The organism is Deferribacter abyssi, from assembly GCF_049472655.1.
GTDB lineage: Bacteria > Chrysiogenota > Deferribacteres > Deferribacterales > Deferribacteraceae > Deferribacter > Deferribacter abyssi.
This window is the reverse complement of the sequence record NZ_JAQNCS010000016.1, coordinates 17,342-35,143: the sequence shown is the minus strand read 5'-3', so window position 1 is coordinate 35,143 and position 17,802 is coordinate 17,342. Positions and strand designations below refer to the sequence as shown.

General features: G+C 33.4%; 28 protein-coding genes. All 28 read right to left on the bottom strand.

The annotated features are described in order from the left end of the window. Positions 1 to 170: 170 nt before the first annotated feature. The 28 genes from OWK30_RS09360 to OWK30_RS09225 all read right to left on the bottom strand — a co-directional run bounded on the left by OWK30_RS09360 (position 171) and on the right by OWK30_RS09225 (position 17,801). The gene (locus tag OWK30_RS09360; protein ID WP_423325855.1) at positions 171 to 323 is read right to left on the bottom strand and encodes a hypothetical protein; all 153 of its coding nucleotides are present in this window, start codon (positions 321 to 323) and stop codon (positions 171 to 173) included. A gap of 126 nt (positions 324 to 449) precedes the next feature. After that, positions 450 to 821 (bottom strand): hypothetical protein, encoded by a 372-nt coding sequence (locus tag OWK30_RS09355; RefSeq protein ID WP_423325853.1) that lies wholly within the window; start codon positions 819 to 821, stop codon positions 450 to 452. Between the two features lie 4 nt (positions 822 to 825). Further along, positions 826 to 1,701: a DsbA family protein gene (locus OWK30_RS09350; protein ID WP_423325851.1), complete on the bottom strand. Its 876-nt coding sequence runs from the start codon at positions 1,699 to 1,701 to the stop codon at positions 826 to 828. Between the two features lie 162 nt (positions 1,702 to 1,863). Further along, positions 1,864 to 2,010, bottom strand: a complete 147-nt coding sequence (locus OWK30_RS09345; protein ID WP_423325850.1) for a hypothetical protein — start codon at positions 2,008 to 2,010, stop codon at positions 1,864 to 1,866. Further along, complete coding sequence (locus OWK30_RS09340) at positions 2,003 to 2,146, bottom strand: hypothetical protein (RefSeq protein WP_423325848.1); 144 nt, start codon at positions 2,144 to 2,146, stop codon at positions 2,003 to 2,005. Before OWK30_RS09340 ends, OWK30_RS09345 begins: the two co-directional genes overlap by 8 nt. Before the next feature lie 153 nt (positions 2,147 to 2,299). Further along, positions 2,300 to 2,566, bottom strand: a complete 267-nt coding sequence (locus OWK30_RS09335; RefSeq protein WP_423325846.1) for a hypothetical protein — start codon at positions 2,564 to 2,566, stop codon at positions 2,300 to 2,302. Positions 2,567 to 2,580: 14 nt separating this feature from the next. Further along, the gene (locus OWK30_RS09330) at positions 2,581 to 2,994 is read right to left on the bottom strand and encodes a JAB domain-containing protein (protein ID WP_423325844.1); all 414 of its coding nucleotides are present in this window, start codon (positions 2,992 to 2,994) and stop codon (positions 2,581 to 2,583) included. Between the two features lie 82 nt (positions 2,995 to 3,076). After that, a complete protein-coding gene (locus OWK30_RS09325) occupies positions 3,077 to 3,355 on the bottom strand; it encodes a hypothetical protein (protein WP_423325842.1) in 279 nt (92 codons plus the stop codon). Between the two features lie 10 nt (positions 3,356 to 3,365). Further along, positions 3,366 to 3,593, bottom strand: coding sequence for a hypothetical protein (locus OWK30_RS09320; protein ID WP_423325840.1), 228 nt, complete (start codon positions 3,591 to 3,593; stop codon positions 3,366 to 3,368). 135 nt (positions 3,594 to 3,728) lie between these two features. After that, positions 3,729 to 4,034: a hypothetical protein gene (locus OWK30_RS09315; protein WP_423325838.1), complete on the bottom strand. Its 306-nt coding sequence runs from the start codon at positions 4,032 to 4,034 to the stop codon at positions 3,729 to 3,731. An 86-nt stretch (positions 4,035 to 4,120) separates the two neighbouring features. Then, the gene (locus OWK30_RS09310) at positions 4,121 to 5,086 is read right to left on the bottom strand and encodes a PD-(D/E)XK nuclease family protein (RefSeq protein ID WP_423325836.1); all 966 of its coding nucleotides are present in this window, start codon (positions 5,084 to 5,086) and stop codon (positions 4,121 to 4,123) included. Between the two features lie 89 nt (positions 5,087 to 5,175). Further along, positions 5,176 to 5,886, bottom strand: coding sequence for a hypothetical protein (locus OWK30_RS09305; RefSeq protein ID WP_423325834.1), 711 nt, complete (start codon positions 5,884 to 5,886; stop codon positions 5,176 to 5,178). A 133-nt stretch (positions 5,887 to 6,019) separates the two neighbouring features. Then, positions 6,020 to 6,496 carry a single-stranded DNA-binding protein gene (locus OWK30_RS09300; RefSeq protein ID WP_423325832.1) on the bottom strand — a complete coding sequence of 159 codons (477 nt, stop codon included), beginning with the start codon at positions 6,494 to 6,496 and terminating at the stop codon, positions 6,020 to 6,022. 562 nt (positions 6,497 to 7,058) lie between these two features. Then, on the bottom strand, positions 7,059 to 7,190 hold the full coding sequence (locus OWK30_RS09295) for a hypothetical protein (RefSeq protein ID WP_423325830.1): 132 nt from the start codon (positions 7,188 to 7,190) through the stop codon (positions 7,059 to 7,061). A gap of 99 nt (positions 7,191 to 7,289) precedes the next feature. Further along, on the bottom strand, positions 7,290 to 7,616 hold the full coding sequence (locus tag OWK30_RS09290) for a hypothetical protein (protein ID WP_423325828.1): 327 nt from the start codon (positions 7,614 to 7,616) through the stop codon (positions 7,290 to 7,292). A gap of 965 nt (positions 7,617 to 8,581) precedes the next feature. Next, the gene (locus tag OWK30_RS09285; RefSeq protein ID WP_423325826.1) at positions 8,582 to 8,854 is read right to left on the bottom strand and encodes an HU family DNA-binding protein; all 273 of its coding nucleotides are present in this window, start codon (positions 8,852 to 8,854) and stop codon (positions 8,582 to 8,584) included. After that, positions 8,832 to 9,083 carry a hypothetical protein gene (locus OWK30_RS09280; RefSeq protein ID WP_423325824.1) on the bottom strand — a complete coding sequence of 84 codons (252 nt, stop codon included), beginning with the start codon at positions 9,081 to 9,083 and terminating at the stop codon, positions 8,832 to 8,834. The genes OWK30_RS09285 and OWK30_RS09280 overlap by 23 nt, the downstream gene beginning before the upstream one ends. Positions 9,084 to 9,089: 6 nt before the next feature. Then, a complete protein-coding gene (locus OWK30_RS09275) occupies positions 9,090 to 9,389 on the bottom strand; it encodes a hypothetical protein (protein WP_423325822.1) in 300 nt (99 codons plus the stop codon). A gap of 16 nt (positions 9,390 to 9,405) precedes the next feature. Further along, a complete protein-coding gene (locus OWK30_RS09270) occupies positions 9,406 to 9,693 on the bottom strand; it encodes a hypothetical protein (RefSeq protein ID WP_423325820.1) in 288 nt (95 codons plus the stop codon). 143 nt (positions 9,694 to 9,836) lie between these two features. Further along, positions 9,837 to 10,814 (bottom strand): ParM/StbA family protein, encoded by a 978-nt coding sequence (locus OWK30_RS09265; RefSeq protein ID WP_423325818.1) that lies wholly within the window; start codon positions 10,812 to 10,814, stop codon positions 9,837 to 9,839. A gap of 27 nt (positions 10,815 to 10,841) precedes the next feature. Further along, complete coding sequence (locus tag OWK30_RS09260; protein ID WP_423325816.1) at positions 10,842 to 11,474, bottom strand: EAL domain-containing protein; 633 nt, start codon at positions 11,472 to 11,474, stop codon at positions 10,842 to 10,844. After that, positions 11,474 to 11,797: a cyclic di-GMP-binding domain-containing protein, MshE-related gene (locus OWK30_RS09255; protein ID WP_423325814.1), complete on the bottom strand. Its 324-nt coding sequence runs from the start codon at positions 11,795 to 11,797 to the stop codon at positions 11,474 to 11,476. The genes OWK30_RS09260 and OWK30_RS09255 overlap by 1 nt, the downstream gene beginning before the upstream one ends. Then, complete coding sequence (traC, locus tag OWK30_RS09250; RefSeq protein ID WP_423325812.1) at positions 11,766 to 14,270, bottom strand: type IV secretion system protein TraC; 2,505 nt, start codon at positions 14,268 to 14,270, stop codon at positions 11,766 to 11,768. Before traC ends, OWK30_RS09255 begins: the two co-directional genes overlap by 32 nt. 10 nt (positions 14,271 to 14,280) lie before the next feature. Then, positions 14,281 to 14,892, bottom strand: coding sequence for a type IV conjugative transfer system lipoprotein TraV (traV, locus tag OWK30_RS09245; protein WP_423325810.1), 612 nt, complete (start codon positions 14,890 to 14,892; stop codon positions 14,281 to 14,283). Further along, positions 14,889 to 15,200, bottom strand: coding sequence for a hypothetical protein (locus OWK30_RS09240; protein ID WP_423325808.1), 312 nt, complete (start codon positions 15,198 to 15,200; stop codon positions 14,889 to 14,891). The genes traV and OWK30_RS09240 overlap by 4 nt, the downstream gene beginning before the upstream one ends. Next, positions 15,200 to 16,522: a TraB/VirB10 family protein gene (locus tag OWK30_RS09235; protein WP_423325806.1), complete on the bottom strand. Its 1,323-nt coding sequence runs from the start codon at positions 16,520 to 16,522 to the stop codon at positions 15,200 to 15,202. The genes OWK30_RS09240 and OWK30_RS09235 overlap by 1 nt, the downstream gene beginning before the upstream one ends. Before the next feature lie 3 nt (positions 16,523 to 16,525). Beyond that, positions 16,526 to 17,203, bottom strand: a complete 678-nt coding sequence (locus OWK30_RS09230) for a TraK domain-containing protein (protein WP_423325804.1) — start codon at positions 17,201 to 17,203, stop codon at positions 16,526 to 16,528. After that, positions 17,169 to 17,801 carry a TraE/TraK family type IV conjugative transfer system protein gene (locus OWK30_RS09225; protein WP_423325802.1) on the bottom strand — a complete coding sequence of 211 codons (633 nt, stop codon included), beginning with the start codon at positions 17,799 to 17,801 and terminating at the stop codon, positions 17,169 to 17,171. Before OWK30_RS09225 ends, OWK30_RS09230 begins: the two co-directional genes overlap by 35 nt. Position 17,802 lies beyond the last annotated feature (1 nt).

The window sequence follows — 17,802 nt, the reverse complement described above, 5'->3', positions numbered from 1 at the left end:
TAACACTCCTGTTAAAACTCCTATCTTATCGCCCAATAGTAAATAATTTCTAAAATAGAGAACCGTGCATCCTAGTATGAATTCAATGATAAAAGGCGTAAAATAATAATTCTTTGCTAGCATGCTTTACTCCTTCTTTTCATATAATTTTTACAAAAATGCTCAAATTCTTAGCAAATAACAGTTGCAACCTTACTGTTAAATTTTCCAAGCCGAATTGATATAAGGTTCAGTATTTCAGCTATAGGAACAGCGGTTTTTTTCTCTGTTTTTGTTAGAGTCAATACGGCGTCTTTAAGTAGCTTTGATGCAAAATCGCTCATAAAAACTTCCTTGAATATGCTTTCTATAGATGTTTGACTAATTTTGTTGAAGGATTCTTTTTTGCCCAAGCTTACAATACAGTTTTTGTCTTTTTTTTTATTATTAAGCAGTCTCCATCAGATAATTTAATTGCTACCATTTAACGCTCCTAAAGTTATTGATTTCAATGCCTCTATAATATATTCGAATTTGCCAGCAGAAAATTTTAGAGAATACACCTTTTCAGAATCTAAGATTTCCAATATTGATTCCGAGACTCTAAGTTTTAAATTTTCCGTAACTCTTAAAGTTTGAATATCGGTATCGGCTAGAGGCGTTTTACTCATCAGCATCATGTGCATCAAGTCGTAAACATCGTCATACCACAATTGAAAAACCAGTTTCTTTGTAGGTTTGCCGCTATTAGGTTCGTAAATTTGAAACAATACGCTGTCTTTTGAAACTATATTTTCAAAAACTAAAATATACTTTTTATCTTCTGTTTTTACTCTATACATTTTTTTACCTCTTTTTTAGTTTAGCAATTTCCATATTAAGTATTCTGAGAATCAGATTAGGCTGATAACCGCTAATTGGATGTCTATTTATGATTATATATGGTGTTCCTTTAACTCCTAATGCTTGTCCCTCTTTTTTGTTGCGTTCTATTTTGTCGATTACTTCTTGAGAACTCAAAAATTTGTAAAACTCAACAACCTTATTTTTAGGCAGTTGATTTTCAAAGATTTTCAATATTTCATCATTATTCTTATTCCTGAAATCGTAACTATACATATCCCACTTATAACCAAGCTTTCTGCCAGCTTCATAAATTTTGGCCAATAACTCTGCATGTTTGTGAAAAGATAAAGGAAAATGTTTATAGAATATAGCAACCTTATTTTCGTATTTTTTTATGATTCCCTTTATTTCTTTTGACGCTCTTTTACAGAATGGACATTCAAAGTCGCTAAATACAACAATTTTTACAGGAGCGTTAACATTGCCATATATTAACTCATCGCTTCTTATTTCTACGTTTACAGTATCGCTTATTGCTCTGATATAATTAATTACGTTTTCGCCAGTCTTTAAATCGGCTAAACCTGTAATAATATACTTGCCGTTTGTGTAAAATCCGAAAGTTTTGTTATCTGCATCAGTGATAATATTCAACTTGATATACTTGAAACCATCAATGACTTTAGGATCAACTTCATCAAGCAGTGTTACTTTAGCTTTACCTCTTATGCGTTTTTCTACAATTTTTTTAACTGTTTTAGCAGTCTTTGAAAATTTCTTTGTTTGAGCGAACCCTGTTCCAGCAAAAATAGATAACGTTAAACTTAAAACTAAGATAGCAAATACTACCCTAATAATTCCTTTTTTTGTTTTCATTATTCCTACCTCCTTCTATTTTTTACTGACAATCAATATAGGTAAAAGAAATGATTAAAAGTGTGGTATTTTCTATAAAAACAAAAAAGCCCGCCACCAAACGGCAGCGGGCTCTTTTGCGGGACGTTTCCCCTTGCTGTATACTGCAAGAGGCGCTTCCGTCTAATATTCGACGGAAGGTATATTTACTTCAAGTCTCTTTAATAATTGTTGAACATAAATCTTTTTTCTCTTTTTTACATCTTTGTATTTTTTTGTCGAATTCCAAATCTTATCCATCAGTTTTGATATTTCATTTGCTCTATACATTAGACACCCCCATTACTGTTACTGGAGTGTCTATTATTATAACTGCATGTTTTTTAATTTTTTGTGGTAAATTTAGCCATGTTTCGGCTGAGACTATGAATACTTTTTTGATTTGTGGTATTTCAAATCTTATCATTTTTCACCTCCTGTCCTTTTTTGGGCGGGCAACCCATAAAAGGCACGGCAGGGAGAACGGAGGCAGACAATTCTCCCAATGGCTACCCCCACAGCCATTTTGGTTACCGTGCCCTCTATGGGTCACCCGCCCTTTCTCAAGGACGGGAGGTTTTTATATTGATTCTATCAGAACCTTATTGGCAAAATTCAACAGTTTGTCATCATGTTCTATTTTAAAATTTTTCCAGTATTTTCTTCGACAATCTTCGCATATACACTTTTCAAACCACACATTATCCGGTTCGATCCAAAATGTTCCATAAAAATCTTCCCATTCTTTTTCTTCTTCAAAATCAGGAAGATATAATGGTTTATTGCAACAATCACATATTATTTCTCTATAATACTTTTGAGGGGTAATTTTTATTATTTTTTCCATATCTACCCCCTTTTTTATAACAAACCATCACTTTTCATTGATATGTAATCATCTTTAGTTATGAGGATATGATCTAATATTTTAATACCTAATATATCTCCACTTTTAATAAGTCTCTCAGTAACCGCTATGTCATTATCACTAAACCTTAACGCACCTGACGGGTGATTATGCGCTAATATTAGAGATTTAACTCCCTTTATTATAGCGAGCCTAAACACTTCTCTTGGCTCAACTATAGTCATGTCAAGTGTTCCTAAAGTAACTAACTCAATATATTTAATGATATTTCTGGTGTTTAATCCTATACACCAGAAATGCTCTTTGTCTTGATCGATTTCATGTTCTGAACATAAAATTGCTTGTAAAATCTTAGCTACGTCTTCAGGTTTTGATATTGATTTTCTTTTATATTCTTTCAAAATCATTTTCTGCCTCCTTTTTTTATTTTCCCCAACAGGAGGCAATAATCCCTCAGCAGGGGGATACTGCCCCCTGCTGGGGATATTTTTAATTTCTATAATTATTATCTATTTCAAAACATTTCTGTATATTCCTGTGTTTTTTCTTTGGACACCCGTAACAATATGTGTGGTGTTCAACCAAACTTCCGTCAGCTTCCTCTCTGAGAATTTGAACTCTTTCGAACCAGCACACCAGTTGATACAGATTGAAGTCCACCTGTATCCCTTTTTCCTTTACCTTTTCGTAAATTTCAACAAATTTGATGTATTTTTCTACCAGTACAGGATTTTCCAAACTCTTTTTAAGTAGTCTTTCGAGTATCATCTCCCCCTCCCTAACCGCAGGCTGAATATCCACAGCTATGGCATTTTTTACAGCCTTCCTCAAACACAAGGGATGAACCGCATTCTGGACAGCTACCTGCTGGAGTTTTGGGGGAGTAGTTTGTTATAATTTCTTTAATTTTACCGTATTTCCTTACTATTTCTTTGGAATATTTGCAAAATTCTTTAACGTTATTAAATACAAATTTTTCTTGCTCAGTTAAAACTAATACTGCCATCTCTACCTCCTTATCCTTTTTTTTGCCCACCCAAAGAAGGACAGGAGGCAGTCGCAGTAATCCCCCGACAGGGGATAACGACTACCCCCTGTCGGGGTGGGTTTATTATTTTTTTATTTATTCATTATCGCACCTCTAATTCAATCTTCCGCTTTCCTTGAGGACTTCATAATAGAGTTCTTCAACAAACAATTTTTGATAAATTTCTGAAATCGATACTAACCACCGAAAGAAACTTCGGTAGTTTCCTATAAAAATGATCTTATTTTTTTCATTTGACACTTCATAGGTTTCATACAAACTATGTGGTTTGTAGTAAATTTTTAGTCGCAAGCCTAATTTGTTCAAAAAGTTTAAAATATTTTTTACAGCAACATCTTCAAATTCTATTTTTTCTATTTTTACAGGATGTTCTGATTTTTGGTATTCCACCTTTACCATAGCCTGCCTCCTTCAGTTTTTCTATCGGGAGCAGGCATTAATCCCCTCATCGGGGACAGTCGCCTGCCCCCGATGGGGGTGGGTTATTATTGTTTCTTTTCAGAAATTTGTAGTCTTAAACTTCCTTTGACTAATTTTTTGCATTTTTCGTATATTTCAGGGTATTCTTTTTGCAATTTTTTGCTATCTACTCGCCAGCTATCAGTAGATTTAATTACTTTAACGATTATTTTTTTAGTTTCTGCATGAAAATTTTCGTTGTTGGCAAAAGTAAATATTTTTTGTTTAATATATTTCTCTTTTTTTTCTATCTCTTCTTTTTTGTTTCTTAACTCAATATATTCTAAAGCAAGCTCCTCAATATCAGAAGGAATATCATCTGTATTGTCCTTTTTAAATGCTGGGCAATCGGATCTGTATTGGCAATATCCGCAAAGTACACTTTTTTCAGGTTTTGCATTCTCAATATCTTTGTTTTGCCATAGTCTCCACAGTCGTTCAGCTTTTTCAACGATTGTTTTAAATAGAATTTCATTTGGTTCAAATGAGTTAAACTCTCTCAACTCTCCTGTATTTAGATTTAAACAGAGTATGCTCCCTTTAATTTCTGCATTTGGATACTTTTGCTTTACAATTCCCATTTGAGCTTGCAATTGTAAAATCCAATTTTCATGGGGCTTTTCTGGTATCGATGATACAGTTTTACACTCGACTATTCCAATTTTGGAATAATCTTTAGTGTAAAACATAAAGTCTATTGTTGCTTTAAAAAATTCGTTGTATTCAATTTGTTCTTGATACTTGTATTTGTATTGTGTTTCATTAAAAACATCCTTTAATAACATTTCAGCAATATGCCCTCTATAAAATTGGATCAATGTATTCGTACTAAATTCCTGAGGACTTAATTTTGATAATATGAATTGCCTTTCACATTTACTTATATCAGAAGCACCTATATAGTTTCTTTTACCAAATTGGGCATCCGACATTTTTTTGTTTATAATTGGAAGTTTTTGTTTAATTAAGTTGCTTATGATTTCTTTATTCATTTCTGCCTCCTTATAATTTTTCTTGCAGGAGGCAGACTTATCCCCTCGCAGGGGACAGTATCTGCCCCCTGCGGGGGGATATTTTTAATTTATACGATTTTTTTATACCATTTGTTTGTTTTCGAGTTAATTTTATAACCCATATTTTTCAGTATGTTTTTATGCTTAAATGTGTCTCCTTCAATTATTCCAATATATCCGTCTTTGTAAGCTCCTTTAAGACCAAGTTGTTCGAGTGCTTTAATTTCATTTTCAAGTTTACTTTCTATTTCTTCTTTTTCGACAGAATTGATATCCACTTTCTCATAGTTGTTCAATGTGTCTAATTCTGATTCGTCTAATATTCCAAGTCCACAAATCGATAAAGTCGCTCTCCTCTTTGCTTTAGTCTCAGCCTTCATTATTAGATTTGCCAGTTCTGCATCTTTTGCATTTCCAATTGGCACAGCACCAGTTGCTATATCCTCTCTACCATCTTTATCTTGGACTTTGACAGTAACAACTAAGATTTCATTGATTATTTCTTTTGTCATTTCTTTTACCGATACACCATATTTCTTTCTTAATTGTTCTGTTGCATCTTTAGTAGCATAAAGCACTTCTTTTCCCTGTAATTTGAGAAGTTGAAAAGGTTTAGTTAATGGATTCAATCCTAATGATTCGCAGAATTTGTTATAATAAAACACCTTGTCTTTTGGAGATAGCTTCGATAGGTCACCATTAATTACGATACTTTCAAGGATTTCGCCTATTTTTTGCTCTTTTAGTTCATTTTCTTGTAATTTTACTACGTTTGCCATAACTCTGCCTCCTTTATGTTTTTTTTCTCCCGCCGAGAGACTCACTCCCGCCACGGGAGTCCTCTTTAAGGAGGCAGTAATCCCCCATCGGGGGATACTGGAGTCCCCCGACGGGGAGGGGTTTTATTTTAGATTAAAATGGTATGTCATCTTCATCAAATTCATCTGAACTTTCAAACTCTTCTGTTTCAGAAATACCTTTCGAGGTTTCCTTTTTACTTGCAAATTGAATTGAATCTGCAATTACTTTTAATTTTGAGTTTTTGATTCCATCTTTTTCCCATCTATCTAATTTTAATCTGCCTTCTACAAAAATTGGCATTCCTTTAACGAAATATTCACCTACAAATTCCGCCAATCTTCCAAAAGCTTCTACACCTACATAAGTAGTTTCTTCATTTGTTTGACCATCTTTAGATTTCCATTTTCTGTTGATGGCAACAGTAAACTTGGCAACATAATAAGCTTCTTTACTTTTTGAAATGTTTTTAATTTCTGGATTTTTTGTCAAATTTCCAGCAATTAATACTTTGTTTAAATACATAGTTTTACCTCCTTCTTCTTTTTTACCCACAGAAGGAGGCAGTCCTATCCCCGCAAGGGGACGCAAATAGACTGCTCCCCCTGCGGGGTGTTAGTTTTATTTTATTTTATTTACTGTTTTTTTAGTTAGATATTAGTGAATTACTCCAATTAGTTTTTTCAGATTAGTTATTTCTGATCAGATTGAATTTCTTTTTCCTTGATTTTCAATAGTAAATATCCTGCTGTTAGACCTATAATTCCTGTTCCTAATGCTAATAACATCAGAAAAATTGGAACACTCATTTTTTTGCCTCCTTTTTTTCTCCCTCTAATTTAAATTTAACGTTTTCAAACAAAATCGTCAATAGATAACAAATAACAAATGCAACTACCGACCAAAAACCGAAATGTTTGTTAACCACTATGTCCGCAATAACTGCCAATAGTGCTGTTTCGGCCGTTTTATGTGATGTTATCATTATTGAAGTAAGCAGTTTCTTACGTTTAATAAAAAACCGTATTATTATATTCATTTTCCTCACCTCCTTTCTTTAAGACCCAACCTATCCCGCAGAAAGGAGGCGTAATTATCCCCACAGAGGGAGAATTGCCTCCCCCTGCGGGGGTTATTACCATTAGTAATATTATTATTTAATAAGCTTTGAAGCTTCAAATAATAACCATAATAGGGGGGCTGAAAATATAACCCCAATTATAAATCCTGTTTTGATTGCATCAATTATAGCTTCAAGAATAGTTTCAACAAAACCGTTTATCATTTTCTGCCTCCTTCTTATTTTTTTTCACAGGAGGCAGACCTATCCCCCCGCAGGGGACAGTGTCTGCCCCCTGCGGGGGTTGTTTTCTTATTTTAGTTCTTATGTAGGAATAATCCCGAATCTTATTAGAGCCTCGATAATTGAACGCCTTTCAGCGTCTGTCAGGCTCTCATCCTCTTGCTCAACACTTGCCTGAGCAAATATTTTTCCGTTCTTCTGGATTTTAGTAGTTACTAAACCGTCTTTTGTTTTAAATGTGTTGATTTCCCAGCCTTCAGAAACGGGAAAGTCTGTTCTGAAAGCTTTGAGAATCTCGAAATATTCTTTTTCAAATTCTTCTTTTTTTGATTTTTTTGAAACAAACTTAAACATAACTCTGCCTCCTTTTTTATTTTTTCCCATCAGGAGGCAGTCGTATATTCCCATCAGGGGACAATAACCGCCCCCTGACGGGGATTATTTACATATTATTTTTCATCCCTGTCAGCAAGTAGCTAACAGAGATGTCATAATACCGTCCCTTTAACAAATCCCTCGCATACAAAAATACTGCAACGACATATAGATACACCAATATTGTTAAAGATCGTGATTATTGTTGCAATACTACTGTATACGGGGATTTTTTATAAAAGATTCTTGGATTGTTTTAGGAATGTTTTAAGATACTGAGAAAATTTCAGGAAATTTTTAGATAATTTAAAGAAGTTATAATTAAAAAGTTTAATAAAATATAATAAAAATAGGCAAATTACTTTTTATCTTTTCATTGTTTGAATGTTTCGAGATTTCTTTTACTTAACAAATTTGTTAAGTTATGTCAACGTAGATATAATGAAGCGAGGGTAACACTTTTTTCGGGCTACACATACCTGCTGGGATATTGCACCGTCCCTGCCCAACGGGACTGCCCACACAGGCTGGTGTTGTATTCAGTTTTCAAACAACAATATAACTATATATTATCTATAATAAATTATCAATAAAAGTTGTCAATAATTTTTCTTCATCATCCAAATCTATCACACTATTTATACTTGATTCACAAGCAGCGATTAACTTAATACTAAAATTTCTATCAAGCCCATCAGCTTCTATTGCTTTTCTTAATGCGTTAATTACCTTGTTTTTTATCTCTGTTTTTGGCTTATGTTTATTATATATTCTATAAAATAAATACTGTTCTTTACAGTTTATCTTAATTGTTTTTTTTTATTACATCAAAACAATTTGCCGATGAAATGTTTATAAACACTAAAAATAAAACGAACGTTAAAACAACTTTTCTCATAAAACCCTCCGTTTTTTTGTAAAAAAGCCGCCTGCATTGCACAGACGGCAAAAAAAGTTTTTTTTGGGGGGGACAAGGGGGAGAAGAGGATGTATGCCAACTAAATTGCAAACTCCTTGAATTTTTTGCCTGCTACGAATCTTGGTATTTTTTTTGCCGGTATTACCATTTCCTCCCCAGTTTTTATATTCCTTACCTTTCTTTCACCTCTCTCAGTTAAAACAAACTTGCCAAAACCTATAACATTCACCGGTTCGCCTCTTTTGACAGTATCGTTTACTACTTTAAAAAAAGCATTGACAACAAGTTCAACCTCAGATTTTTTTACCCCTGATTTCTTTGATATTTCTTCAATAAGTTCTTTTTTGTTCATCTCTACCTCCTATATAATTTTCAAGCTTACAATCGTTTTGATATTTACACTCGTCACATGTTTTTACCATTTCTTCATTCTTTAACAGATAATACTTAAAATCAGGATTATTTTTAACTGCAAGTTCATTGTTCTTTATAGTGAAAAACTTACTGGAACGAACTCTATTTTCCATCATAATACATAACTTGCCAATAATGGGATAATAAACACAACCTCTTTTTACCATTTATAACTAAACCACCACCGCTTTCTCTACTTTTGCCCCGCCATCAGCCTCAACTACTTTTTCCTTTTCTTTTTTTCCTTTGGCAAATAATTTCTTTGTTAATTCACTGTTCATTGACGTAATCTTGTTCACAATTTCCTGATATTCACTTATGATCTTTTGATGAATTTCGTAATCCAGATGACCCGCCATCAGCCTGTTGTTTACACTCCTGAGAATACTGTCAGTCCTAATCACTTCGCTTGCAAGTTTCCTTGTTATCGGGGTATTTGGAACTATCTCAATTATACTATTTTTTTTAGCCATATGTCTACCTCCTTTTCTATAGTTTTAATCCTTCAAAAGGATTCTTCTTTTTATTATCATAATCACTTTTTGGCTCTATTTTTGTGGTTTTTTCTGTATTTTCAGATTTACTTTCAGTCTTTTTGATATCATGTGCTTTAAAATCCGTGTCATTTAATACACCTATTTCCAACACTTTTAAAAGCATACCTCTGATAAATTTGCCACGTATGTTTCGTGGCATCATCTCCAACATGTTTATTAAAATTTTGTCCTTTTCATTGTTTTTATATAACGTGAAAGAATAAGATTTGCGCTCACTCATTTACTGCTCCAGAAATGAACTTTCCTATCTCGTAAATAATTATCCTTTCATTTTGCCTTTTACATTCTCTACACAATCGGTTATGAGCCCCTTTACTAACAAATATCTTACCGCATTTTAAACATGGTATTTCCATTGAAATCTTACCTTTTCTCCACATATTTCTTATCTTTTGTTTGCTTTCCATCGCTCAAAAACTCCTCCGCGTATTTCATATATCCTATGGCATTTGCAAAAGCCGGATTTTCAGGAACTAAAAACTGCGGATCGGCAGGTAACATGTTCTTAATAACTTCAGCTCCACCGCCAATAAAAAGCATTTTCTCGGCTTCTTTTTGGCTGTCTTCCCACTCATCTTTAATCATATTCACCAAATCAAAACAGTAATTCAATTTGCATTCGTCAATAATATGATCAACCTTATGTTCAGCTCCCTTGATTTTGATTTTCTTTGTTTTGACAATTTCCTCTATCTTTTTATAATCAGGACGGTAGTTAAATTTTTTGCTAATTTTCTTTGCAACGTTTTTATATAGTTCGTGAATGCCAAAATTAAATGATAATGACCTGTTAAAAACAAATTTTCCATCAAGAAAAAGCGCTAAATCAATCGTATAATAGCCGATATCAATTATAGCCATTGAATCATATTTGTCCTGATATAACATTACCGCCCCGGCGCCTTGAGGCAACACAATGACATCTTTAACTTTTACGTTAAAACTCTGGTCATTTACGCTTGCTGTTATTGATTTAATAGATTTGATTTTCTGTTTTCTTTTCTCATTGTATTGATTAAGCGGCAAACCTAAAATAAGCAAATCAATATCGCTGTAACCACCTTTTTCTTGAAAATACCTGTATAAAGCATAACTTAGAAGCGCTTTCCATTCGTTTGATCCGTGAAAATTTTCTCCTATCAAAGGGATTAATTTACCCATAGTATAAGCGTCTTCACCGACATAGAATTTATTGTCGTTAACTTCTATATAGTCTGGTGTCGCAAAAAAACTTATATCAGAAGGAGTGTATTTGACTAAATATGACGGATAGCTAAACTTTATCTTACTGTTATATAGTTTTATCCTGCCATATCCTATATCTACTGCAACAATATTCATATCTGCCTCCAAATTTATATTTATTAACTAATATACTGTTTTTAAGGTGAGATTTTGTGGTATTTTAACAATCTGATTATATCGACTGAGTTTTGAGAAAATATAACCCTGCGCAAATTGAAAACCAAGACTCTTTATTCTTTCTAATTCCTCTTGAGTCTCTATTTTCTCAAAAATAACGATCTGACAATGCTTATTCAATTCGGCTAACAAATTGATTAGAAACACATCTGAAAAAGTTAATAGAACTCTGTCTAACTTAACGCCATATGGTTTTAATTTTATTATTGTATCAATATTTGCATTACCTGTTCCAAAATCATCAATAACTATTTTATCCTTTTCGTTACTCAAACAATTTTCATAAAAATTAAATTTTCTTCCATTCTCAATTACCTCAAAATAAACATTTTCTGGAATCTTTAAAAATAATTCTCTGTCAGAACAAAGTGTCTGTATATTAATATTTATAAAAATTTTCTTTTCCAGTTTACTACATTTATCTAAAAAAAATTCTTTGATTTTATCAAATATAAACAAATCAATATAAACACTTGGCTCTTTAAACAAAACATCATTTGGAATACTTCCATTAAACAATATTTCATAACCAATAACTTCGTTGGATATAATGTTTACTACAGGCTCTACTTTAAACATTACAGTATTTTCTCCTCATAGTTATAATAAACCCAGCTATCTATAATTTGCTGTGCTTCTTTAATTTGCTCGTTAATAATTTCTTCTAATTGCCTTTTATTTATGTAGCCCTGTTTTATTAAGATTTCACCTAAACGAACATATGGAGTTTCTTGCTGTATTTCTAAAGCCTTCCTGAGTTGATTTTCAGTTATATAACCTTTGCGTACCGTTATATCTCCTATACGGGAGATTACATTGCCTGTCGCATTTAAAATTTTTTCTCCATCCCTTAGCAGATAAATGTAGCTTTTACCTTTCCAGTAATGTTCCACCTTTCGCACCATGTTCCCTCTCAACAAGAATCTTAATTGCTTCGGATAAGCTGCAACCTAATTCATTCTGGATTTGCGCAATTTTCATTTTGTCATTAGCGTCGGTTGTATAAAGATAATACGTAAATCTATCGACTAATAAGCGTCCAATACCAACACCTTTAGAACCGATGATCATCAACTCCGAATATCTCCCTTTGACAGTATCAACCGTCTTGAGCAAATCAAAAAAGTAGTCGTGCATAACTATTTTCTTTTCTTCTTTTGCTTGTTCAATTGCTTCATTTTTCTGACCCAAAAATATTTTCCATTCCGCATTATTAAAAAGAGCCTTTGTAGTTTCGTTTGTAAAATAGTCGTTTATTGTTTGAGTTACTGTCATGGCAGAGGCATTATGTTTTCTAAATCGCCTAAAACCTTTCTCAATAAAAGCTGACGAGATATTATCCCTTAATAACTGCCAAGCTTCATCAATGATAAACATCTTCCTGCGTTTAAAATCGAAGAAAATATCCTGACTGATCCGAAACATCATCAGCATTAAAATTAATGATTTTAAATCTTCTTTCTGCTCTAGCGAGTCCAATTCAAGCACTACGAAATCCTTTTGATACTGAAAGTTATCCCTTCCGTTTAACCATTTGCCGTAGCGACCATGTATTGAAAAAGGATACAATGCCTGAGCAATATCCTTTGCTCTATTATCTGAATGTTCTTGCAAGATTTCATAAATATCATTAATTGTCGCATCATGTCTTTTTTCCTGAAAAGCCTGCCTGCAAGCTTGTTCAATAAACGATGCAAGAACTCTTTTGGTAGGATCTTTTTCCTCTGTGGAAGCCATTAAATTCATGCCGCACATATTACCTATGAAAGGAACAAGCAACTCAAACTCAGAACTGTCTATATTACCGTGCTCATCAGTCTTAATGTTCGTAAAAGGATTAATGACAATATTCTTCTTTTCATCAAACTCTATAAACTCACCACCTAATTGTTCGCATATCTTTTCATATGAACGCCCAACGTCAATTACAAAAACTTTGCCGCCTTCCCCTAAGACTGAAGTGATTAATTCGTTTGTAAAAAAAGACTTTCCTTTACCTGACTCTGCGGCCACCGCAATATTGTAATTACCGTCAGAGACAAACGGATCAAAAGCCATTATCTGTCCACGCCTACTGATAAATGTTAAAAGTGGATATCCGTTTCCTTTATAGTCGCCAAATATAGGGGCTAAATTAGCCGTATTATGACAAAACATTGGCTCAAACCTATGTAAAAACTTATCATAATAACTATCTATTTGCATTGGAAGGGTTGATAAAAATACGGTAAACGAAGTGTCGTCGCTTTCCTTAGTAAGCTCAAACCTATGCTGTGACCAGTGATTGCGGACAAACTGAGATAAATATTCTATATGGTGCTCATTATCCCCTACAACCCAAAAAGCTAGCTGTGTCGGAGTTAATACCTTGCCGTCCTCTTCAAAATATTTCAAAGCTAACTGATAATTTTGATAGCGTATATAAAGCGTAGGTATATACTTAGCTACTGGATTGCCATCCGCCTGCTGCGTTACAAAGTTAGATTTCATTAACAATTTCTCTTTGCTCTTTACAGGATCGACCAGCTTAACGTTCATTGCTAAGCCAAAAGCGGTAGGAATCTGTTTCATATTATCAACAAACGAACCTATTATTTCGTTAAATTGAAAAAGATTGATTTCGTTTGGGTAAGTCTTAACCGAAAATACGCGTAATGGATTACCGTTTATCAGTAAATCGCCATTATCTTTTATTTTTATTTTTGTCGAAGGATATATTATTTGTTCTTTGATTTCTTTATGAGGGTTGTAGTTATTTATGGTTGGTTTTTCTTGATTCAAAACCTCCTTCATTATAGCAATATATCGCTCTGGTGATACTAATCTCGGAGCTAAACCCTCAGACTTTAAAACGCCAAAGTAAGCGTTTTTTGCTTTTATAGCGTCTTCAACCTCAATTTTTACGTCCATTTCGGTTGCCGTTTGTTTCTTGTTTTTATATGGTATGATCACCGAAATAAACAGTTTTAAATCCCTAACACGAAAGTCAAACTCATCAAAAAATGATTTTTTTGTGTGTTCTTCGTAAAACTTTCGCCTTTGCTTAAAAAGCTCAAGAATGACATCGTCATTGATATTTGTTTTTCCTTCTTCTTTTCTTTTAATGTATTCATCCATTACCTCGTCTATATAAGGAGAAGCATATAAAAAAATATTTAAATACCAATTTTCAGAATATCTCGGAGCTGTCAATAACGACTCTATAGCCTTAGCTGTATTTGTGCCGGCAAACGGCATAGGTTCGCATTCAATACAAAATCCCCAGCCATCACGCAGGGCGTAAATACCGTCTTTAATATAGTGATATACAGTCAAATAATCCGCTATTCTCCCACGCTCAAATATTGCCTGTAGATTTTTTACCGCCAATCCCATATAATTGCTCCTACCTTATGATTTTACTTTCTGGCAAATATGGTTTAAGCGGATTAAACTGTTTGCTTTGCCTTAATATCTTTGTCTGTTCGTTTTCTGGTATAAATAACCAATCAGCTTTCTTTCTAACCGCATATATGTAATGACTATACACTAAATCACCAGAATCATTCTTATAAGGAGCGATCCAGATACTGATAACTTCGTCAGGTTGTCTTAAAGGTATTCCTTCGTCTGCTCTTAAGGCCTTGTATAAAGCTTTGTTGCCGATACCTGTAGTGATACTCTTTTTTTGGAGGCTAGATTTTATTTGCTTTTTCAATTTGTCATATTCTTTACTTGCCCTATAAACGCAGTCATTATACTCAAAATTCCCTTCGCTTTCGCTCGTATTCTTTAAAAATCCGCATTTTTCTTCAATATATGTATCTTTATCTGGTAACTCTTTAAACTTTAAAGACTCTATATTATGTCTGTTTTGATACACAGTAGTTACGTCGGCGCATACACCTGTTCCCTTCGCTGGACATTTAAATTCTGTTGCGCCGGGGCTAAGCACCTTTGCGCAACCTGAAAACATTACTGAAATACCTATAAACAGTATTATTGCAACTCTTCTCATTTCTTTCTCCTAACAAGATCAAACGTAGCGTAAAAAACCCTACCGCCTTGTGATGCTGACATGTTCATTTCGAAGTTATATATACCAACACAGTTAGAAAGCTTAAAACACATATCTTTTGTTGTCTTTAACAGTTCTCTAATACCGATATCGATATCCATATAGAGCGGTTGAGTCCTATAACTATAAGCCATCGTAATTAACTCATATTTGCTATGGTCAAAATCCGTTTTTGTTATTTTTACATTTCTCGCAAAAGCCATTGTTGAAATTATTAAAAATAACGCTATAAAAACGCTCTTTTTCATTATTCTACCTCCTCGTCATTTATTGTTTGGACTATTTTCTTCTTATCTAAAATTAACTCTTTTCCGTCTTTAATAACTACCGTTACTGTTCTACCTGCTCCAACTTCAATCACGGGGAACATACTTTCAGCCATTTTCATATAAAAATCTTCTAAACGTTTCATAGCTTCGCCTATACCGGTATATGCGGCGGCTTGAAACGTTTTGTTAGGATCAATAGTGCTTACCGAACCCTCTGGAGTTACGCTTATATTGCTTGCAGAATTTGTAAACGCTTTAGATACTCCTTCAGCAAACCCAGCCAACAGTGCCTTTGCAAGCAAAGAACCTTGTTTTGACACAAGTCTGCCTCTCACACCAACCTTTCCATCTTCTCCTATTACCCATCCTGTAATATCAGTATCAATTACCTGCTTATTTTTATCTATACATGAAAGTTTTACTAATCTGATATAAGCCCTTTCGCTTGAAAGATCGCCATATCCGCTACCTAATAGAAAACAATCTACAATGTCAGTCGAGTAGTTGTTTGGTAATATTGCATCTTTGTTTACGTTGATTAAAGTGGGTTGAGGATTATTTGTTCCTGCTTGCATAGTTGGAGCATCAAGTCCAGTTAATAATATGCCCTCAAAAAAACTACCTGATGGGATATAAATACTCTTTTTAGGTTTTTCCTCTTTTACTGTTTTGGGTTCTTCCGCAGGTTTATAAACTCTAATACCTACGTTTTGACTATTGCTTCCTGATCTTGTATTTCTTACTGTTTTATTGTTATAGCTTACAAAATTTGTTTTACGCACATTAGAGTTTACATCTCTATTATTGGGTTGAGGGGGAGGGGGGAGCAAATTTAAGTCAAACTTTGCAGTTTTTGGTTCTACTTTTTTCTCATCTTTATACTTTTTTAATACTTCTTTCTTTATTTGCTCGGCATCTTCTTTCTTTATAACTACCTTTTGTGTTTTTTCTTCATTTGCATTTTTATTTTCTTTTTCAGTTTTTGCTATAATACTTTTTTGTTCTTCAATAGTCTTTTTTAATTGCTCATTTTCTCTTTTGAGCCTTTCGAGTTCGGACTCAATATAAACCTTCCAAGAGTTTTGCTTATCTTCGTCAGTTATTATAGAGTCTTTGCGAACAATTTTATTTTTCTTCGCATATTCTTTTACTTTGTTGGCATAACTAAAATAACTATATGCAATAATACCTAAAACAAGAACTATAGCGCCTAATCCTATATACATTCTCTTTCTATTCAAAATATCCTCATTAGTTACCAAATCATCTTTTTTGAATATATTCTTAATTTTATCAACCATTTATCACCTCACAATATAAAGTAAGGTTTCTTCGCCTTGAGCAAGATTATGCTTTTCAATACTGATTGCCCTCATCCCAATCATGTAAAAGAACGGCTCTTCTAAATATAAAGCTCTGTCCGATATGTTTTTAACTTTCCACACCTCAGCGTTGTATTTATATCCTTGATATGTCCTAAGTTTTGTTAATTCCAGCTCGTTAGTTTTGATTGTTTCATTATCCGCTTCTAAAACAGAATAGCCTTTTACTTTTCCTGTTTTAGAAATTGACACGATAATGTTCCTTATCGCTTTTTCATAGGGCATTGATTTTTCTTCTTCATAGACTTTTTTCATCTCTGCTGTTTTGTCAGTAAACTCTATTGTTTGTGATGGGATGTTCTTCGGGTTCAAGATAATATTAATTGTTGTTTCATCCGGATCATTTAGCATAACAAACAATTCGGTTGGCACTTTTTCAATCAATTTAACAAACACATTTTTACCTCTAATATTCATGGATAAATCTTTGCTCGATTGAACCTCTTTAACCTGATACGGAAATCTCAAAAGATTAATGTCTTTAATTGATACATTAATAAATTTATTGCCCAAAAGCTCTCGGATATCTTTCTTTATTACTCCAGCATATGCAGATATTGCAAAACTAATCATTAATATGCTTATGATTAATCGCTTCATCTATTTCCTCCTTACCTTGTTTAGGAGCTTGATTTTTATCGTGAATTTTAGAAATCCCAATGATGTATAAATGACCGTCTTCGATCATCATTTTTAATTCATAACCTTCCTTAATTTCATCTTTCTTGAAGCCTATGTATTTCAAACCCTTGCCAAAAACCCTGACAAGAGCGTATTTTCCACGATAATCATATTCGGCTCTTTTCCAATCTGGAAAAAAAGCCTGACTTATTCTGTTTTCTTTAACAGTCTCTCTTAATTTTTCGAGATCGGTGGTTACCTTATTGTAAATTTGAGGATGTAAATATTGAGAAATAATATAAATATTATCCTCTATCGTGTCCTGAGTATAATTAGTAAGCGTTGATATAATATACCTTGCCCACATCTTGAAAAACGCCGGATTAGCCTCGTTTGACGCAAAACTTACGCTTTCTACAAGCCTTGTGGGAGGTAATTGTATTACTGTTTTTCTATGTGTGCTTACATATCCCAGTAAAACTAACTGCAAAATATTTAAAACAAATAAACCTACTGCAACATAAGTTAGTAAGCTTTTACTTTTTTTAACGTTTTCCCACTGTTCTACAAAACTCATA

Excerpts from the sequence above, each read along its gene's own strand:
- OWK30_RS09360 (WP_423325855.1), bottom strand. The coding sequence starts at position 323 with ATGAGCGATTTTGCATCAAAGCTACTTAAAGACGCCGTATTGACTCTA.
- OWK30_RS09355 (WP_423325853.1), bottom strand. The coding sequence starts at position 821 with ATGTATAGAGTAAAAACAGAAGATAAAAAGTATATTTTAGTTTTTGAA.
- OWK30_RS09350 (WP_423325851.1), bottom strand. The coding sequence starts at position 1,701 with ATGAAAACAAAAAAAGGAATTATTAGGGTAGTATTTGCTATCTTAGTT.
- OWK30_RS09345 (WP_423325850.1), bottom strand. The coding sequence starts at position 2,010 with ATGTATAGAGCAAATGAAATATCAAAACTGATGGATAAGATTTGGAAT.
- OWK30_RS09340 (WP_423325848.1), bottom strand. The coding sequence starts at position 2,146 with ATGATAAGATTTGAAATACCACAAATCAAAAAAGTATTCATAGTCTCA.
- OWK30_RS09335 (WP_423325846.1), bottom strand. The coding sequence starts at position 2,566 with ATGGAAAAAATAATAAAAATTACCCCTCAAAAGTATTATAGAGAAATA.
- OWK30_RS09330 (WP_423325844.1), bottom strand. The coding sequence starts at position 2,994 with ATGATTTTGAAAGAATATAAAAGAAAATCAATATCAAAACCTGAAGAC.
- OWK30_RS09325 (WP_423325842.1), bottom strand. The coding sequence starts at position 3,355 with ATGATACTCGAAAGACTACTTAAAAAGAGTTTGGAAAATCCTGTACTG.
- OWK30_RS09320 (WP_423325840.1), bottom strand. The coding sequence starts at position 3,593 with ATGGCAGTATTAGTTTTAACTGAGCAAGAAAAATTTGTATTTAATAAC.
- OWK30_RS09315 (WP_423325838.1), bottom strand. The coding sequence starts at position 4,034 with ATGGTAAAGGTGGAATACCAAAAATCAGAACATCCTGTAAAAATAGAA.
- OWK30_RS09310 (WP_423325836.1), bottom strand. The coding sequence starts at position 5,086 with ATGAATAAAGAAATCATAAGCAACTTAATTAAACAAAAACTTCCAATT.
- OWK30_RS09305 (WP_423325834.1), bottom strand. The coding sequence starts at position 5,886 with ATGGCAAACGTAGTAAAATTACAAGAAAATGAACTAAAAGAGCAAAAA.
- OWK30_RS09295 (WP_423325830.1), bottom strand. The coding sequence starts at position 7,190 with ATGATAAACGGTTTTGTTGAAACTATTCTTGAAGCTATAATTGATGCA.
- OWK30_RS09290 (WP_423325828.1), bottom strand. The coding sequence starts at position 7,616 with ATGGGAATATACGACTGCCTCCTGATGGGAAAAAATAAAAAAGGAGGC.
- OWK30_RS09285 (WP_423325826.1), bottom strand. The coding sequence starts at position 8,854 with ATGAACAAAAAAGAACTTATTGAAGAAATATCAAAGAAATCAGGGGTA.
- OWK30_RS09280 (WP_423325824.1), bottom strand. The coding sequence starts at position 9,083 with ATGGTAAAAAGAGGTTGTGTTTATTATCCCATTATTGGCAAGTTATGT.
- OWK30_RS09275 (WP_423325822.1), bottom strand. The coding sequence starts at position 9,389 with ATGGCTAAAAAAAATAGTATAATTGAGATAGTTCCAAATACCCCGATA.
- OWK30_RS09270 (WP_423325820.1), bottom strand. The coding sequence starts at position 9,693 with ATGAGTGAGCGCAAATCTTATTCTTTCACGTTATATAAAAACAATGAA.
- OWK30_RS09265 (WP_423325818.1), bottom strand. The coding sequence starts at position 10,814 with ATGAATATTGTTGCAGTAGATATAGGATATGGCAGGATAAAACTATAT.
- OWK30_RS09260 (WP_423325816.1), bottom strand. The coding sequence starts at position 11,474 with ATGTTTAAAGTAGAGCCTGTAGTAAACATTATATCCAACGAAGTTATT.
- traC (WP_423325812.1), bottom strand. The coding sequence starts at position 14,270 with ATGGGATTGGCGGTAAAAAATCTACAGGCAATATTTGAGCGTGGGAGA.
- traV (WP_423325810.1), bottom strand. The coding sequence starts at position 14,892 with ATGAGAAGAGTTGCAATAATACTGTTTATAGGTATTTCAGTAATGTTT.
- OWK30_RS09240 (WP_423325808.1), bottom strand. The coding sequence starts at position 15,200 with ATGAAAAAGAGCGTTTTTATAGCGTTATTTTTAATAATTTCAACAATG.
- OWK30_RS09235 (WP_423325806.1), bottom strand. The coding sequence starts at position 16,522 with ATGGTTGATAAAATTAAGAATATATTCAAAAAAGATGATTTGGTAACT.
- OWK30_RS09230 (WP_423325804.1), bottom strand. The coding sequence starts at position 17,203 with ATGAAGCGATTAATCATAAGCATATTAATGATTAGTTTTGCAATATCT.
- OWK30_RS09225 (WP_423325802.1), bottom strand. The coding sequence starts at position 17,801 with ATGAGTTTTGTAGAACAGTGGGAAAACGTTAAAAAAAGTAAAAGCTTA.